The organism is Streptomyces sp. NBRC 110611 (assembly GCF_001590865.1).
Lineage (GTDB): Bacteria > Actinomycetota > Actinomycetes > Streptomycetales > Streptomycetaceae > Streptomyces.
Genome location: NZ_BBUY01000025.1, coordinates 28,996 through 42,425, shown reverse-complemented (window position 1 = coordinate 42,425; position 13,430 = coordinate 28,996). Strand labels below are relative to the sequence as shown.

Sequence of the window (13,430 nt, the reverse complement as noted above, 5' to 3'; positions counted from 1 at the left end):
CACACCTTCTGCCCGTCATCAGCGCAGGGGCATCTGCGGGCGGGCGTCACGCCACGACGATGTCCGCGGCCGGCGCCGCCGCACCGGTTTCGCGGGCCGTGACGTCGTCCGCCACGGTTTCGAAGGCGCCGGTCAGTCCCGTGATCCGCAGCAGCCGGGCGACGCTCCCGCCGGCGGCGACGCCGGTCAGCCGGAGCCGGCCACCACGCTGCCGTGTCCGGTGGCGGGCGCGGCTGAGCAGGGACAGCCCCGCGCAGTCGATGAAGGTCACCGCCCGCAGGTCGATGACGAGATCGACGCCCTGGGCGCCGGTGATGTCGTCCAGTCGGCCGGACAGCACCGAAACGGCGAGAATGTCCAGGTCACCGCGGAGTTCGAGTACGGTCACGCCGTCCGCGGCACGGCAGGGACCCACAAGTCTCGGGTAGTACTGACCTTTGTCCATCGGCCCCGACCCACTTTCCTGCCGAGGCGCGGGACTGGGCCACGCGTCCCCGGCGGCCGTAGTTGACTACGGCTTACCCACGGACCGCCACCGCGAGTCGCCGGGCCCGCCACATCCGCAGGTTGGCTGAAAGTCACCCCTTGTCCATGTGGCCGTACGCCCCTTCCGATGGAACCAACCCCCTCACATAACCCTCTTCACGGCAAAAGACCCTGTCCGAAGCGCCGGTAAGAGTGAGGTGTGTCCTGAAGTCGCCCGACCCGGCAGCCGAGCCGACCGCCGGCGCCACCACAGATCCCGCCAAGCGCGCCGAGCGGAGTCCGCACGGACCGGCCGGCCGGCCGGCCTCCCGGCTTCCGCAGCTGCTGGAGGCGATGGCCGCCGTCGGCTCCGACCACGACCTGCACCGTGCCCTGGCCCGTATCGCCGAGACCACCGCCTCCCTCACCGGGGCGCGCCACGCCGCCATCGTCCTCCACCCCGAAGAGGGCGAGCGGACCGGCGAGGTGATCACCCACGACGGCTCCCCCGCACCCGCGGGCCGGCCGGCCGAGGAGGTCACCATGGACGTGCCCATCACCTTCCACGGAAAGGCCTTCGGCGCGCTCCGCCTCGCCGGGAAGCGGGACGGTGAGCGGTTCGGCGAAGAGGATCTGCGCCTGGTACAGGTGCTGGCCACGGAGGCCGGCATCGTGATGGGCAACGCCCGGATGCGGGCCGCCGCCCGGCAGCGCACCCGCTGGATCGACGGCGCGGCCTCCGTCACCACGGCGCTCCTGGCCGGACCCGAGGCCCATTCGACGGCCGCGAACGCGCTCACCGTCGTCGCGGAGAAGGGGCGCGAGCTGGCCGAGGCGGCCACCGCGGCGGTGCTGCTGCCGCACGCCGAGGGCGGGATGGAGGTGGTGGCGATCTCCACCGAGCTGTCCGACGAGGTGCACTCCGAGACGTACCGCGGCCGGATCCCGCCGGAGAGCCCGGTCCTCCACCAGATCAACGCCGGACACGCGGTCTTCGCCGACGACTTCGCCACCGACCCCCGGTCGATCTCCCCGCTGTCCCGCCACTACGGCCCGACGATGCTGCTGCCGCTGAGCAGCAACGGCCGGGTGCTCGGCGCCCTGGCCCTGGGCCGGATGTCCGGTGACCGCCCTTTCAGCCCGACCGAACGCACCCTGGGCGCACAGTTCGCCGCACAGGCGGCGCTGGCGCTGGTCCTCGCCGACCGGCACCGCAACCGCCGGCGGCTCGCGGTGTACGAGGACCGCGACCGGATCGCCCGCGACCTCCATGACCTGGTCATCCAGCGGCTCTTCGCCACCGGGATGCTGCTGGAGAGCGCCCAGCGCAAGGAGGTGGCGCCGGAGGTGCGGGCGGGCGTCAGCCAGGCGGTCGACGAGCTGGACGCGACCATCCAGGAGATCAGGACGGCCATCATCGCGCTGCAGCAGGGCCCGCCGGAGGCACCACCCGGTCTGCGGACCCGCGTCCTGCACGAGGCCGGCACGGCGGCCGAGGCGCTCGGTGCCCGTCCCTCCGTGCAGTTCGTCGGCCCGGTCGACGCCCGCGTCGACGACGAGACCGCCCGGGGACTGCTGACCGCCCTCCGCAGAGCGCTGGCGTCGGTGGTGCCGGTGGCGCCGGCGTCCCCGCCCGCAGCCGGGCCGGCGCCGGCGAACGCCTCCTCCCCTGCGGCGGGCCCCCGCCCGGCCCGTACCGAGATCGTCGTGGACGCCGCCACCAGCCTCCCGGACGGCCGCCCCGCCGTACGCCTGACGGTCGCCCGCCCGGACTCCGCCAGCGAGCCCGTGACCTGGGAACACCCCCTCTAGGCCGTCGGCAGCGCCCTGGGGCCCGTCCGATGGGCAGGGCCCGGTACCTCCCGCCATACGCCCCCGCGGGTGACCGTACGGGAATCCCTTGACCTCAATGTTGGTTGAGGTCCTAGGTTCCTTTTGTGTCGCCGGTCACGCACGGCGATCCCGTGACGATCCCGACGACAGGAGGCCACCATGGACATGGAAGTCACCGCCTGGCATTCGCTGCACAGCACGATGAGGGCAGAGCAGGACCGGCGGCGGTTCTCCCGCGCCACACTGCGCCGGATCATGGCGTTCGCCCGGCCGCACCGGCGGCACCTGGTGTGGTTCCTCGTACTGAGCACGGTCACGGCGATGCTCGCCGTGGCGACGCCGCTGCTCGCCGGGCGGGTGGTGGACGCGATCGTGGGCGGCGACTCGGCCGCGCTCGTCGTCGGGCTGTCCGGGCTGATCGCGGTGATCGCGATCGCGGAGGCCGGGCTGGGGCTGCTGACCCGGTGGCTGTCGGCGAGCATCGGGGAAGGGCTGATCCTGGATCTGCGCCGGACCGTCTACGACCACGTCCAGCGGATGCCGATCGCGTTCTTCACCCGCACCCGCACCGGAGCGCTGGTCAGCCGGCTGAACAACGACGTCATCGGCGCCCAGCGGGCGTTCAGCGACACCCTGTCCGGGGTGGTCAGCAACATCGTGACGCTCCTGCTCACGCTCGGTGTGATGCTCACGCTGTCCTGGCAGGTCACGCTGATCGCGCTGGTGCTGCTGCCGGTCTTCGTACTCCCGGCCCGCCGGGTCGGACGGCGGCTGGCGCAGCTGCGCCGGGAGGGCGCCGACCACAACGCGGCCATGGGCACGCAGATGACCGAACGGTTCTCCGCGCCCGGCGCCACCCTCGTCAAGCTGATGGGCCGCCCGTCCCGGGAGTCCGCGGAGTTCGCCGCCCGGGCCCGCCGGGTGCGGGACATCGGCGTCCGCTCGGCGATGGTGCAGACGTACTTCGTCACCGCGCTCACCCTGGTTTCCGCGCTGGCGCTGGCCGTGGTCTACGGCCTGGGCGGCTTCCTCGCCCTGCGCGGACAGCTGGAGGCGGGCGCGATCGTCTCCCTCGCCCTGCTGCTCACCCGGCTCTACGCACCGCTGACCGCGCTGTCCGGTGCGCACATCGAGGTGATGAGCGCCCTGGTCAGCTTCGAGCGGGTCTTCGAGGTGCTCGACCTCGAACCGCTGATCACCGAGAAGCCGGACGCCCGCGCGGTGCCCGAAGGCCCGGTGTCGGTGGAGTTCGACTCCGTACGCTTCGGCTACCCGTCCGCCGACAAGGTCTCGCTGGCCTCCCTGGAGGAGGTCGCCACCCTCGACACCCGCGGCGGCGAGGAGGTGCTGCACGGCATCTCCTTCCGCGCCGAACCCGGCCAGATGGTCGCCCTGGTCGGCTCGTCGGGCGCCGGCAAGTCGACCGTCGCCCAGCTGCTGCCGCGGCTGTACGACGCCGACGCGGGGGCGGTGCGGCTCGCCGGCGTGGACGTCCGCGAGCTGACCGCCGCCTCGCTGCGCGACACCCTCGGCATGGTCACCCAGGACGGGCACCTCTTCCACGACTCGATCCGCGAGAACCTGCTGCTGGCCGATCCGGAGGCGACCGAGGAGGAGCTCTGGTCGGCCCTGCGCCGGGCCCGCCTGGACGGGCTGATCGCCGGGCTGCCGGACGGCCTGGACACCGTGGTCGGCGAGCGCGGCTACCGCCTCTCGGGCGGCGAGCGGCAGCGGCTGACCATCGCCCGGCTCCTGCTCGCCCACCCCCGGGTGGTGATCCTCGACGAGGCCACCGCCCACCTGGACAACACCTCCGAGGCGGCGGTGCAGGAGGCGCTCACCGAGGCCCTGGAAGGCCGTACGGCCCTGGTCATCGCGCACCGGCTGTCGACCGTACGGGCCGCGGATCTGATCCTGGTCGTCGAGGACGGGCGGATCGTCGAGCGGGGGACGCACGAGACGCTGCTGGCGGCCGACGGGCGGTACGCGGAGCTGTACCGGACGCAGTTCACGGACTCCGAGAACAGGCGGGAGCCCGGGGCCACAGCGGCTGCGACTGCGACGTCGGCATCGGCATCGGCATCGGCGCTGGTGAACTGACGCGCACGCCCGGCGCCTCGCCGTCCGCACGACGAGACCGCACCAAACAGGCCCCCGCGCCTTGGCGGGGGCCTTCCGCATGCCGAAGACTGAAGAGATGACGCAGCGCGCGGAACACGCCATGGTCATGGACCGCCTCGCCATCGACGATCTGATCACCGGCTACGCCATCGCCGTGGACGACGGCGACTGGTCGGGCTACCGGGCCCTGTTCGCCCCGGACGGCCGGGCCGACTACCGCTCCGCCGGCGGTATCGAAGGCAGTATCGAGGAGATCGCGGCCTGGCTCGCGGAGATGCTGCGGCACTTCTCGATCCGGCAGCATCTGATCCTCAACCGCCGGATCACGCTGTCCCGGCGGGACGGCGGCGCGCCCGGCGACGCCGCGACGGTCCAGGCCGACTACCTCAACCCGATGCGGCTGGCCGGCCCCGCGGACGATGCCGGGGGCGGCCCCACCGCCCCCAACTACACCTGCGCCGGCCGCTACGAGTTCACCGCCCACCGCACCTGGGAGGGCTGGCGGCTGACCCGGGTCGTGGTGCACGAGAAGTGGCGGCAGGTACGGTCCCCCGGCGGCTGACCGCGGTCCCGGCCGACGCCCGTACCGGCCGTCCGGCCACGCCCTCTTCCCCCGGCCGGCCCCACCGCGCAGACTGACCGTCCACTGATCGTCCGGCCGGCCGGAACCGGCACCAGGGAGGCCGTATGGACAGCTCGCCCGTTCCCCGGGCGCGATGGCTCGCCTCCCCCTGGGGGCGCGGCACCGCCGTGGTGCTCGCCGGGGCGGTGCCGGCCCTCACCTTCCCCGCTCCGTCGTGGTGGTGGCTGGCGTTCCTCGCCCTGGTGCCCTGGCTGCTGCTGGTGCGGTCGGCACCGACGTACCGGCGCGCGGCGCTGGACGGCTGGCTGGGCGGCACCGGGTTCATGCTGGCCGTGCACCACTGGCTCCTGCCGAACCTGCATGTGTTCATCCTGGTGCTCGCCCTGCTGCTGGGTGCGCTGTGGGCGCCCTGGGGGCTGCTGGTGCGGGCGTTGCTGGGCGGCGCGCCGGGCGCCGGGAGGTGCGCCGCCGCGCTGGTGCTGGTGCCGTCGGGCTGGATGATGGTCGAACTGGTCCGTTCCTGGGAGTACTTGGGCGGGCCCTGGGGGCTGCTGGGCGCGAGCCAGTGGCAGGTGCCGCCCGCGCTGCGGCTGGCCTCGATCGGCGGGGTGTGGCTGGTCAGCCTGCTGATCGTGGTGGTGAACACCGCGCTGGCCGAATTGCTCGCCTGCCCGCAGGCCCGGCTGCCCGCCGTCGCGGGTCTGCTGGTGTGCGCACTGGCCGGCACCGCGGTGTGGTTCTGGGCACCGGTCCCCCGCCCCGCCGGCACGGTGCGGATCGCGGTCGTCCAGCCGGGCCTCACCGGCACCCCGACGGAACGGCTCGCCCGCAGCGAGGAGCTGACCCGGTCGGTCGCGGGGCGCGGCGTACGGCTGGTCGTCTGGGGCGAGAGCAGCCTCTATCAGGACCCGGCCGACCACCCGGCGCTCGCCGCCCGGCTGGCCGCGCTGTCCCGGCGGACGGGTGCCATGCTGCTGGTCAACGCCGACGCACCACGCAACGGCGGACCGGGCATCTACAAGAGCGCCGAGCTGATCGGTCCGGCCGGGCCGACCGGCGACCGCTACGCCAAGATGCGGCTGGTCCCGTTCGGCGAGTACATACCGCTGCGGTCCGTACTGGGCTGGGCGACGAAGGTGGGCAAAGCAGCCGCGACCGACCGGATACGCGGCCCCCACCCGGTGGTGATGCCGGTCGCCGCTGCGGGCGGACTGCGCATCGGCCCGCTGGTGTGCTTCGAGAGCGCCTTCCCCGACATGAGCCGCCATCTGGCGCGGAGTGGCGCGCGGGTGGTGGTCGCCCAGTCGTCGACCTCGACGTTCCAGGAGAGCTGGGCGCCCGGGCAGCACGCCTCCCTGGGGGCGCTGCGCGCCGCGGAGACCTGGCGTCCGATGGTGCACGCCACGCTCACCGGCGTCAGCGCGGTGTACGGCCCCCGGGGCGAGCGGCTCGGTGCACGGCTCGGCACCGACCGCAGCGCCGCCGCCGTCTACGACCTGCCGCTCGCCGCGGGCACCAGCCCGTATGTCCGGTTCGGTGACTGGGCGGTCCACGGGGCGCTGGGCGCGCTGGTGCTCGCCGGCGCGTACGTCGGCATCCGCGCGCTCGGCCGGCGGCCCGCGGGAGACGGCGGACTCAGCGAGCGGCCTGCGACAGCGCCTCGGTGACCACCCGTTCGCACAGCTCATGGGTGCGCAGCGCGTCCTGGGCGGACGGCCGCCGGCCGGCCCGTACGTCGTCCAGGAACGCCAGCACGATCTGCTCGATACCGCGCTGGCGGGCGACCGGCACCCAGTCGCCGCGGCGCCGGACGGTGGGCTGCCCCTTGTGGTCGATGACCTCGGCGAGGTTGACGACCTGTCGCCGGGCGTCCTGCCCGGAGACGTCGAGGATCTCCTCCACGGAGCCGCTGAGGCGGTTCATGGTGCCGATGGCCGTGAAGCCGTCGCCGGACAGCTGCAGCACCACATGCTGCATCAGCCCGTCACGGATCCGGGCGCGGACGTCGATGTGGTCGATCTCGCCGGGGGCGAGGAACCGCAGGGTGTCGACGACGTGGATGAAGTCGTCCAGCACCAGGGGGCGGGGGTCCTCGGGCAGCCCGACCCGGTTCTTCTGCATCAGGATCAGGTCGCGGGAGTGCTCGTGGCACTGCGCGTAGGCGGGCGCGAAGCGGCGGTTGAAGCCGACGGCGAGGCCCACCCCGCGCTCCTCGGCGAGTGCGACGATCCGCCGGGACTCGGCGAGTTCGTACGAGATCGGCTTGTCGACGTAGGTCGGCACACCGGCGTCGATCAGACGGGTCACGATCTCGGCGTGGGCCGAGGTCGCCGCGTGCACGAAGGCCGCGTCCAGGCCCGTGGCGAGCAGCGAGTCCAGGTCGGTGTGGAGCCGGTCGCCGGTCAGGTGATGGGCGGCGCCGACCCGTTGGAGCGTGGCCGGGGTACGGGTCTGCAGGTGCAGTTCGAGCCCGGGTTGCACGCCCAGTACGGGCAGGTACGCCTTCTGCGCGATATCACCGAGTCCGATGCAGCCGACCCTCACTCGTCCTCCTCACCCGGAGCCGGGGCCCTGATGCCCGGCGTCCCGGCAGCATACGGGGGACCGTCGGCGGCGAGCAGAGGGGGACGGGGACGGGCAGGGGACGGGGACAGGGAGGGGTAGGGGGACGGGCAGCGGCATCCGGATCACGGCGGCTGTCCGGCCGCGCCGTCGATGCGCAGCTGTAGCTGGTCGATCGCGTCCCGGAGGCTCTGGCGGTACTCGCCGTCGGCGAGCGCACTGGCCGACGCCCGGGCCCGCCGGAGCTGGGCGCGGGCGTCCGCGGGCCGGTCGAGGGCGGCGTAGTCGGCGGCGATATTGAGGTGCAGCGAGGGGAAGAAGGCCCGGAGGGCGACGAGGGGGTGGCGGGGGCCGGGACCGCCGGCGATGCCCGGCTCCCTGTGGCCCGCTCCGCAGCCGTCGGGCCGCTCGGTGACGAAGTGCTCGGCCGCCTCCAGGGCCCTGAGGTCCCAGTCGAGCTCGTCCCGGGGATCGTCCTGGGTGTCGGCCATGTAATGGGCGAGGGCGCAGCGGTGGAAGGCGTCGCCCTGAGGCCCGATCTCGTACCACAGCTCCGACAGACGGTTACGCGCCTCTTCCCGGTCCCCGGCGCGATGCAGCATGATCGCTTGGCCGATCCGGGTCAGCACACGGTCCTCCGGCGTCGCCTCCCGCAGCTTGTCCGTCACCGCGCACTCCCCGTATTCGCTGGCCACCGTCCGTGCCGTGTCCTCGACGCCAGGGTCCTTCTGATGGATCTCCGTGGGACCGCGGAGATCCATCAGAAGGACCCTAACCGCCGTGGAAGACCTTCGCGCGGTGTACGCGACGCGCCGGGTGGTACCGGCCGTGCGGCGGCCCGGGGCAGGTCCCCCCTGCCCTGGGCGGCCGGCTCGGTCCGGTGACTCAGCCCAGGTCAGGGATGCGCCAGTCGATCGGGGCATGGCCCTGGGCGGCGACCGCGGCGTTGATCTGGGTGAAGGGGCGGGAGCCGAAGAACTTCTTCGCCGACAGCGGGGAGGGGTGCGCGCCCTGCACCACGGCGTGCCGGTCCTGGTCGATCAGCGGCAGCTTCTTCTTGGCGTAGTTTCCCCAGAGGACGAAGACCGCCGGGTCGGGCCGGGCGGCCACGGCGCGGATCACCGCGTCCGTCACCTTCTCCCACCCCTTGCCCTTGTGCGAATTGGGCTCGGCCTCGCGGACCGTCAGGACGGCGTTCAGCAGCAGCACACCCTGCTGGGCCCAGGGCATCAGATAGCCGTTGTCCGGAACCGGGTGGCCCAGCTCCTCCTTCATCTCCTTGTAGATGTTCCGCAGCGACGGCGGCGTCTTCACGCCGGGCCGCACCGAGAAGCACAGGCCGTGCCCCTGCCCCGCGCCGTGGTACGGGTCCTGGCCGAGGATGAGCACCTTCACCTGCTCGTACGGCGTCGCCTCCAGCGCCGCGAAGACCTGCTCACGGGGCGGGTAGACCGGGCCCTGGGCCCGCTCCTGCTCGACGAAGTCGGTGAGCTCCTTGAAGTAGGGCTTCTCCAGCTCCTCGCCGAGTACCCCGCGCCAGGACTCGGGCAGCGTGTCGGTCAGCACGTCAGCATCCTCCGGTGTGCATTGCGTTCTCTCTCCCTCACAAAACCTACCGGCGACCACTGACAACGCCGCCCACGGGCCTGTGCCTCAGGCCTGGGGCGCCTCAAGCCTGGGCGCCTCAGACCCCGGCGCCTCAGACCCCGGCGTTTCAGACCCCGGCGTTGAGGAACAGGCCGCCGTCGACGACGAGCGTCTGCCCGGTGATCCAGCCCGAGGCCTCGGAGAGCAGGAAGGCCGCCGCCCCGCCGATGTCCTCCGGGACGCCCAGCCGCGCCATCGGGTAGCCCGCCGCCACCTCCTCCTCGCGGTTCTCGTAGAGCGCGGCCGCGAACTTGGTCTTGATCACCGCGGGCGCGATGGTGTTGACCCGCGCCACCGGCGCGAACTCGTGCGCGAGCTGCAACGTCAGGTTCACCAACGCGGCCTTGCTGACCCCGTACGCACCGACGAAGGGCGAGGCGTTGAGCCCGGCGATCGAGGCGATGTTGACGATCGCGCCGCCGTTGTCCTTCTGCCAGGCGTGCCAGGTGCGCTGCGCGAAGCCGAGCGCCGAGACGACATTGATCTCGAACACCTTGCGCAGCACATTGAGATCCAGGTCGGCGATCGGGCCGAACACCGGGTTCGTACCGGCGTTGTTGACGAGGTAGTCGATCCGGCCGAAGGCCTCCATCGCACGCTCGACGACGACGGCCTGGTGCGCCTCGTCGTGCGCCTTTCCGGGGACGCCGATCACCCGGTCCGTGCCCAGCTTCTCGGCGGCCTCCTTGAGGGTGTCCTCGTTACGGCCGGTGATGACGACCCGGTCGCCGCGGGCGACCAGGGCCTGGGCGATGCCGTAGCCGATGCCACGGCTGGCTCCGGTGACCAGCGCCACCTTGCCGGAGAGCGCGGGGAGCCCGCTGTCCCGCTCGGTCATGTCTCGTCCTCCTGGATTCGGTGGGGGCGGTCAGCTGAGCGGGCCGCCGGCGACGTACATGACCTGGCCGGAGACGAAGCCCGCCGCGTCGCCCGTGAAGAAGGCGATCGCGTTGGCGATGTCCTCCGGCCGGCCGACGCGCTGCACCGGGATCTGGGCGGCGGCCGCGGCCTGGAAGTCCTCGAAGCCCATGCCGACCCGCTCGGCGGTGGCGGCGGTCATGTCGGTGGCGATGAAGCCCGGAGCGACGGCGTTGGCGGTGACGCCGAACTTGCCGAGCTCGATGGCGAGGGTCTTGGTGAAGCCCTGCAGACCGGCCTTGGCGGCCGAGTAGTTGGCCTGGCCCCGGTTGCCGAGCGCGGAGCTGGAGGAGAGGTTGACGATCCGGCCGAACCCGGCGTCGACCATGTGCTTCTGACAGGCGCGGGACATCAGGAACGCACCCCGCAGATGCACGTTCATGACCGTGTCCCAGTCGCCCTCGCTCATCTTGAAGAGCAGGTTGTCGCGGAGCACACCGGCGTTGTTGACGAGGACAGTCGGCGCGCCCAGCTCGCTCGTGACCCGCTCGACGGCCGCCTCCACCTGCTCGGCGTCCGAGACGTCACAGCCGACCGCGACGGCCTTGCCGCCGGCCGCGGTGATCTTCTCGACGGTGTCCTTGCAGGCCGCCTCGTCGAGGTCGAGTACGGCGACGGCACGGCCCTCGGCGGCCAGCCGTACGGCGGTGGCCGCGCCGATGCCGCGGGCCGCGCCCGTCACGATGGCGACGCGCTGCTCGGTGGTGGACATGCGGGTTCTCCTCACCTTCGGAACTTCGTAACCTTCGGAACTTCGAAACCACGACACTCGGCGGTTCGGCGGTTCGGCGGCTCGACAAGCGGTCCGCCGCAGCGGCCCTGCGGGTGAGCAACCGCTTAGTAGCCTGACCAGGGCTGACGCTAGAAGCCCGGCAGGGCGCTGTCAACGCCCCACCACCGCGCCGCCCCCGCCAACAGGGCCGTCTTCTTATTGACCAGCGGACCCGGGCGGCACCCCGTAGCGTCTGGCCACGTTCCCGACACCGGAACCCGGCTCGGAATCCGGCTCGAACCCGGCTCGGACCGTCTCGTGTCCGACCGCACGACCACTGGAGGACAGCACCTTGGACAGCGACACCACCACGAGCTCCGCCCTGAACTCCGCCACGAACTCCGTTGAATTTCCGCGGCAATTCGCCCGCAGCCGCCGCTTCTGCCTCGGAGTCCCCCGGCAGTTCACCCTCTCCCCCGACGGCCGCCGGGTGCTCTTCGTCCGTACCGGCTCCGGCACCGACCCCGTAGGCCGGCTCTGGCAGTACGAGGACGGTAGGGAACGGCTGTTGGCCGATCCTGGGCTCCTGATAGCGGGCTCGGCCGAAGCGGTCCCCGAGGAGGAACGGCTGCGCCGGGAACGGGCCCGCGAGCAGTCGGCCGGGGTGGTGTCGTACGCGGCCGACTCGGCCGCCCAGCTGGTGGCGTTCGCGCTGTCCGGGGCCCTCTGGGCGGTACGTACGGACGGCGGTGCGCCGTTCTCCGTGCCGGCGGCCGGCCCGGTGGTCGACCCTCGCCCCTCCCCCGACGGCCGGTACATCGCCTACGTGAGCGGCCGCTCCCTCCACGTCGTCGGCCTCGCCGGCGGCGACCGGCAGCTGGCGCGGGCGGAAGGACCGGAGATCTCCTACGGGCTGGCCGAATATGTGGCGGCCGAGTCGATGCACCGGATGCGCGGCTACTGGTGGGCACCGGACAGCCGCCGGCTCCTGGTGGCCAGGGTCGACACCGGTCCCGTGGCCCGGCGTTACCTCAGCGATCCGGCCGACCCGGCGAAGCCGCCGCAGATCATCGCGTATCCGGCGGCCGGTACGCCCAACGCCGAGGTCACCGTGCACCTGCTCTCCCTGGAGGGCGAACGAGTGGAGGTGGTGTGGGACCACAGGGCCTACGAGTACCTCGTCGACGCGGGCTGGGACGCACACGGCCCGTTCCTCGCCGTGCAGAGCCGGGATCAGCGTACGGTGCGGACGCTGGCGGTCGATCCGGCAACCGGGGCCACCGAAGTGCGGCACGAGCAGACCGACCCGGCGTGGGTGGAGCTGGTGCCCGGCACCCCGGCCCGTACGGCGTCCGGCGCGCTGGTACTCCCGGAGGACAGCGACGGCACCCGGTATCTGACCGTCGGCGGCCGACGGGTCACCCCGGCGGGACTGCACCTACGGGAGGTCCTGGGGACCGAGGGCGAACGGGTGCTGTTCACCGCGAGCGAGGACCCGTTGGAAACCCATGTGTGGTGCCATGATCCGGGCCACGGCGTCCGCCGGCTGAGCCGGGGCCCCGGCAGGTACACCGGTGCGGGGCGGGGCGGCACGGTCGTCCTGGCGGGAGTGACCCCTCGGGGCGCCGAGGTGTCCCTGGTACGTGACGTACGGGATATCCGGGAAGTACGGGAAGTACAGGACGCGCAGGAGAACACTTCACAGCACAAGGACGCCCCGGAGGGCAGTGGCGCACCGGAGGACGGGCCCGGGCCGTACCGGCTCTTCGGGGCCCTCGCCTCGCTCGCCGAGGAGCCGGCGGTCACCCCCGAGCCGGTCCATCTCACCCTCGGCGAACGGGAGCTGCGGGGCGCCCTCTTCCTGCCGTCATGGCACCAGGAGGGCGCGGCGGCGCTGCCGGTACTGCTCGATCCGTACGGCGGGCCCGGTCTACAGGTGGTGGGACGGGCGCGTGGCTGGTTCACCTGCGTGTCGCAGTGGTTCGCGGAGCAGGGCTTCGCGGTACTCGTCGTCGACGGGCGCGGGACGCCGGGACGCGGTCCGGCCTGGGAGAAGGCCGTGCACGGCGACCAGCTCACCCCGGCGCTGGAGGACCAGGTGGACGGCCTGCGGGCGGCCGCCGCGCGCTTCGGTGATCTCGACCTGACGCGGGTGGCGATCCGCGGCTGGTCGTTCGGCGGCTTCCTGGCCGCGGCCGCGGTACTGCACCGTCCCGACGTCTTCCACGCGGCGGTAGCCGGTGCCCCGCCCACGGACCAGCGGCTGTACGACACCCATTGGAAGGAACGGTTTCTGGGCCACCCTCAGGAGCGGCCGGAGAATTACGCACGCTCCTCCCTGGCCGGCCATGGCCATCTGCTGAGCCGTCCGCTGCTGCTCGTCCACGGGCTCGCGGACGACAATGTGGCGGCCGCGCATACCCTGCGGTTCTCGGCGGAACTGCTCGCCGCGGGCAGGCCGCACAGCGTACTGCCGCTGCCGGGCGCCACCCACTCACCGGCCGATGACACGGTCAACGAACAACTTCTCCACCTCCAGCGGGACTTCCTGCTGAACGCCCTGAAAGGCTGACGGTGATGACGGCGGCG

Annotated in this window: 11 protein-coding genes; 5 read left to right on the top strand and 6 right to left on the bottom strand. The window is 72.6% G+C overall.

Annotated elements, in window-relative coordinates; genetic code table 11:
- Nucleotides 1-46 precede the first annotated feature (46 nt).
- The gene (locus tag AZE13_RS30590) at nt 47-388 is read right to left on the bottom strand and encodes an STAS domain-containing protein (RefSeq protein WP_309302249.1); all 342 of its coding nucleotides are present in this window, start codon (nt 386-388) and stop codon (nt 47-49) included.
- Between the two features lie 290 nt (nt 389-678).
- Between AZE13_RS30590 and AZE13_RS30585 the strand changes: the two genes are divergently transcribed.
- The 4 genes from AZE13_RS30585 to lnt all read left to right on the top strand — a co-directional run bounded on the left by AZE13_RS30585 (nt 679) and on the right by lnt (nt 6,669).
- Nucleotides 679-2,277: a GAF domain-containing protein gene (locus AZE13_RS30585; protein ID WP_309302248.1), complete on the top strand. Its 1,599-nt coding sequence runs from the start codon at nt 679-681 to the stop codon at nt 2,275-2,277.
- Between the two features lie 180 nt (nt 2,278-2,457).
- Nucleotides 2,458-4,398, top strand: a complete 1,941-nt coding sequence (locus tag AZE13_RS30580; RefSeq protein WP_066939251.1) for an ABC transporter ATP-binding protein — start codon at nt 2,458-2,460, stop codon at nt 4,396-4,398.
- A 97-nt stretch (nt 4,399-4,495) separates the two neighbouring features.
- The gene (locus tag AZE13_RS30575; RefSeq protein ID WP_066939248.1) at nt 4,496-4,981 is read left to right on the top strand and encodes a nuclear transport factor 2 family protein; all 486 of its coding nucleotides are present in this window, start codon (nt 4,496-4,498) and stop codon (nt 4,979-4,981) included.
- Nucleotides 4,982-5,106: 125 nt separating this feature from the next.
- Nucleotides 5,107-6,669 carry an apolipoprotein N-acyltransferase gene (gene lnt, locus AZE13_RS30570; protein ID WP_066939245.1) on the top strand — a complete coding sequence of 521 codons (1,563 nt, stop codon included), beginning with the start codon at nt 5,107-5,109 and terminating at the stop codon, nt 6,667-6,669.
- Here lnt and AZE13_RS30565 read toward each other — a convergent pair.
- The 5 genes from AZE13_RS30565 to fabG form a co-directional block, all read right to left on the bottom strand.
- Nucleotides 6,638-7,546 (bottom strand): Gfo/Idh/MocA family protein, encoded by a 909-nt coding sequence (locus tag AZE13_RS30565; RefSeq protein ID WP_066939242.1) that lies wholly within the window; start codon nt 7,544-7,546, stop codon nt 6,638-6,640. The two genes, lnt and AZE13_RS30565, sit on opposite strands and share 32 nt — an antisense overlap.
- A gap of 143 nt (nt 7,547-7,689) precedes the next feature.
- Nucleotides 7,690-8,166, bottom strand: coding sequence for a hypothetical protein (locus AZE13_RS30560; protein ID WP_258528095.1), 477 nt, complete (start codon nt 8,164-8,166; stop codon nt 7,690-7,692).
- A 283-nt stretch (nt 8,167-8,449) separates the two neighbouring features.
- Nucleotides 8,450-9,130 carry a uracil-DNA glycosylase gene (locus AZE13_RS30555; RefSeq protein WP_398780266.1) on the bottom strand — a complete coding sequence of 227 codons (681 nt, stop codon included), beginning with the start codon at nt 9,128-9,130 and terminating at the stop codon, nt 8,450-8,452.
- A gap of 148 nt (nt 9,131-9,278) precedes the next feature.
- Nucleotides 9,279-10,049: an SDR family oxidoreductase gene (locus AZE13_RS30550; protein ID WP_066939239.1), complete on the bottom strand. Its 771-nt coding sequence runs from the start codon at nt 10,047-10,049 to the stop codon at nt 9,279-9,281.
- Between the two features lie 30 nt (nt 10,050-10,079).
- Entirely contained in the window at nt 10,080-10,841 is a 762-nt protein-coding gene (fabG, locus tag AZE13_RS30545; RefSeq protein WP_066939237.1) for a 3-oxoacyl-ACP reductase FabG, read from the bottom strand.
- A gap of 352 nt (nt 10,842-11,193) precedes the next feature.
- Between fabG and AZE13_RS30540 the strand changes: the two genes are divergently transcribed.
- Nucleotides 11,194-13,413: a prolyl oligopeptidase family serine peptidase gene (locus tag AZE13_RS30540; RefSeq protein ID WP_258528088.1), complete on the top strand. Its 2,220-nt coding sequence runs from the start codon at nt 11,194-11,196 to the stop codon at nt 13,411-13,413.
- Nucleotides 13,414-13,430 lie beyond the last annotated feature (17 nt).

What these genes read in the sequence shown, in the direction of transcription:
- AZE13_RS30580 (WP_066939251.1), top strand. Translation starts at nt 2,458, where the DNA reads ATGGACATGGAAGTCACCGCCTGGCATTCGCTGCACAGCACGATGAGG.
- AZE13_RS30575 (WP_066939248.1), top strand. Translation starts at nt 4,496, where the DNA reads ATGACGCAGCGCGCGGAACACGCCATGGTCATGGACCGCCTCGCCATC.
- lnt (WP_066939245.1), top strand. Translation starts at nt 5,107, where the DNA reads ATGGACAGCTCGCCCGTTCCCCGGGCGCGATGGCTCGCCTCCCCCTGG.
- AZE13_RS30560 (WP_258528095.1), bottom strand. Translation starts at nt 8,166, where the DNA reads ATGCTGCATCGCGCCGGGGACCGGGAAGAGGCGCGTAACCGTCTGTCG.
- AZE13_RS30550 (WP_066939239.1), bottom strand. Translation starts at nt 10,049, where the DNA reads ATGACCGAGCGGGACAGCGGGCTCCCCGCGCTCTCCGGCAAGGTGGCG.
- fabG (WP_066939237.1), bottom strand. Translation starts at nt 10,841, where the DNA reads ATGTCCACCACCGAGCAGCGCGTCGCCATCGTGACGGGCGCGGCCCGC.